Annotated in this window: 3 protein-coding genes and 1 pseudogene; 3 read left to right on the forward strand and 1 reads right to left on the reverse strand. The window is 66.3% G+C overall.

The genetic code is table 11. The annotated features are described in order from the left end of the window. Positions 1-471: FAD-dependent oxidoreductase (locus tag OX89_RS07310; RefSeq protein WP_234305527.1), on the forward strand; the 471-nt coding region annotated here is incomplete at both ends. A 217-nt stretch (positions 472-688) separates the two neighbouring features. Here the strand turns inward: OX89_RS07310 and OX89_RS07315 are convergent. Next, entirely contained in the window at positions 689-1,003 is a 315-nt protein-coding gene (locus tag OX89_RS07315; protein WP_011805338.1) for a DUF2322 family protein, read from the reverse strand. Between the two features lie 125 nt (positions 1,004-1,128). Between OX89_RS07315 and OX89_RS07320 the strand changes: the two genes are divergently transcribed. Together OX89_RS07320 and OX89_RS18525 are read left to right on the forward strand one after the other, a co-directional pair. Next, entirely contained in the window at positions 1,129-2,088 is a 960-nt protein-coding gene (locus tag OX89_RS07320) for a class I SAM-dependent methyltransferase (RefSeq protein WP_047350113.1), read from the forward strand. 63 nt (positions 2,089-2,151) lie between these two features. Then, positions 2,152-2,271, forward strand: a pseudogene (locus tag OX89_RS18525) (NAD(P)-binding domain-containing protein); the annotation flags it as partial. Between the last annotated feature and the right edge of the window lie 42 nt (positions 2,272-2,313).

Raw genomic sequence — 2,313 nt, forward strand, 5'->3', positions numbered from 1 at the left:
TGCCCGAGCCCCAGGTGTACGACCTGGTGCTGCAGGCCGTGGGCCGCACCCCCAACGGCAAGAAGATCGCTGCCGACAAGGCCGGCGTGTCTGTGACGGACCGCGGTTTCATCAACGTCGACATCCAGATGCGCACCAACGTGCCGCACATCTTCGCCATCGGCGACATCGTGGGCCAGCCCATGCTGGCGCACAAGGCGGTGCACGAGGCGCACGTGGCGGCCGAGGTCATCGCTGGCGAACTGCAGGGCAACAAGGAACTGGCAAGCGCCGCCTTCAACGCCCGCGTGATCCCGAGCGTGGCCTATACCGACCCCGAAGTGGCCTGGGTGGGCCTGACCGAGGATCAGGCCAAGGCGCAGGGCATCAAGGTCAAGAAAGGCCTGTTCCCCTGGGCGGCCAGCGGCCGCGCCATCGCCAACGGCCGCGACGAAGGCTTTACCAAGCTGCTGTTCGACGACAGCCCCGAGGNCCCCACGCTGGGGGAGAGCATCGGCATGGCGGCGGAGATTGCCCACGGCAGTTGCACGGACGTGCCGCCGCAGCGCAGGTAAAGGCCACGGCCGTAGAAAAAAAGGCAGCCTCTGGCTGCCTTTCTTATGCTTTTGATAGCGCCTGGCGCTTGCTGTGCAAGGGCTGGAGGCGTTTTTGAGTATGAGGTGCTGGGTTGGCGAGTGTGCATGGCAGCTCAGGCCTGCACCAGTGCCACGCGGTAGCCCTGGCCCGTCTCGATCACCTGCAGCAGCCGGTCGATGTTGGGATGGCTGCCGGGATGCTGGCGGGCATCGGCGGTGTGTTCGGCGAACAGTTCCAGGCCTTCCTGCGCCGCGGCGACGGTGATGCCGCCGTGCTTGGCGGCCAGCGCGGCGTACACGGTCAGCGAGCCCGTCTTGCCCGGCTGGTTGGGAATGGTGGCCACCACCTGGCCGGCGTCGTCCAGCAGTTGCAGGGCGGCCAGGTGGGCAATGGAGGGCAATTGGCGCAGGTTGTCAGCGAAGGTCATGCGAAAGCCTTGAACGGAGCGGATGAAACCGTGACGATAACGTAAAAACCATAGCTGTTAGCGCTGGCACAATCTGCGTTAGAGGGCATTTTGATGCCTGTTTTTCTTTGCGCCCGACCCCACTCATGCAAGCCCTGCTCGACGCCATCGCCACCCTCACTCCGCCCGTTGAGGCCTGCCGCATCTTCCATGGGCGTGGAGGGCGGTTTCCCGGCAGCGAGCAGTGGACGCTGGATGCCTATCCGCCCGTGCTGGTGCTCACCAGCTTCGCCCCGGTGACGGACGAAGCACTCGCCACCATCGACGGCGCCCTGCGCGCACGATGGCAGCAGGTGGCGCCAGGGCAGCCGCTGAACTGGGTGTTCCAGCACCGCGGCGAGGCGCTGCGCATCGAGGGCCGCAGCGATACGCGGCTGGTGGCGGGCGAGGTGCCCGAGCCGCATGTGGTCACCGAGGATGGCGCACGCCTGCGCGTCCAGGTGCTGCGCGGGCAGAACCACGGGTTGTTCCTGGACATGGCCGAAGGGCGTCGCTGGGTGCGCACGCATGTGGCGAACCACCGCGCACGCACCGGACGCGGCGCTCGGGTGCTCAACCTGTTCGCCTATACCTGTGCGTTCTCGGTTGCCGCGCTGCAGGCGGGCGCGGCGGAGGTGGTGAATGTGGACATGAGCCGGGGTGCCATAGCCACCGGGCAGCAGAACCACCAGCTCAACGGGTTGGGCGCCGGTGCCCGCTTTCTGGCGCATGACATCTTCAGCTCGTGGGGCAAGATCACGCGCAGCGGGCCGTACGACCTGGTGATCGTGGATCCGCCGTCCTACCAGAAGGGCAGCTTCGTCGCGACCAAGGACTATGCGCGGCTCATGCGGCGCCTGCCGGAACTGCTGATGCCGGGCGGCCACGCCCTGCTGTGCCTGAACGCGCCGGAGCTCGGGATGGAGTTTCTCTGCGAGCAGATGCGATCCCAGGCGCCTTCGCTGGCGTTCGTGGAACGCGTTCCCAACCCGGCGGTGTTCGCCGATGTGGACGAGGAGCGGTCGCTGAAGGTACTGGTTTTCCGGGATACGGCGGCGGTGGGTTGAAGGGGCTCCGCGCGCCACAATGCGGTGGACACCGCTTCCCACCCACCGGTTGAAACGCAGCACATGAACACCCCTCGCATCGGACTGATCGGCGTAGGCCTGATGGGCCACGGCATTGCCATGAATATCGCCCGCAAGGGCTATGCGCTGACGGTGCTGGAGCACCCTGGCAACCAGCCCCTAACAGGCCGTTGAAAAAGTGCTTTTCGAACGCATCAGGGACGC

The organism is Diaphorobacter sp. J5-51, from assembly GCF_001023515.1.
GTDB classification, from domain to species: Bacteria; Pseudomonadota; Gammaproteobacteria; order Burkholderiales; family Burkholderiaceae_C; genus Diaphorobacter; species Diaphorobacter nitroreducens.

What these genes read in the sequence shown, in the direction of transcription:
- OX89_RS07320 (WP_047350113.1), top strand. Translation starts at nt 1,129, where the DNA reads ATGCAAGCCCTGCTCGACGCCATCGCCACCCTCACTCCGCCCGTTGAG.
- OX89_RS07315 (WP_011805338.1), bottom strand. Translation starts at nt 1,003, where the DNA reads ATGACCTTCGCTGACAACCTGCGCCAATTGCCCTCCATTGCCCACCTG.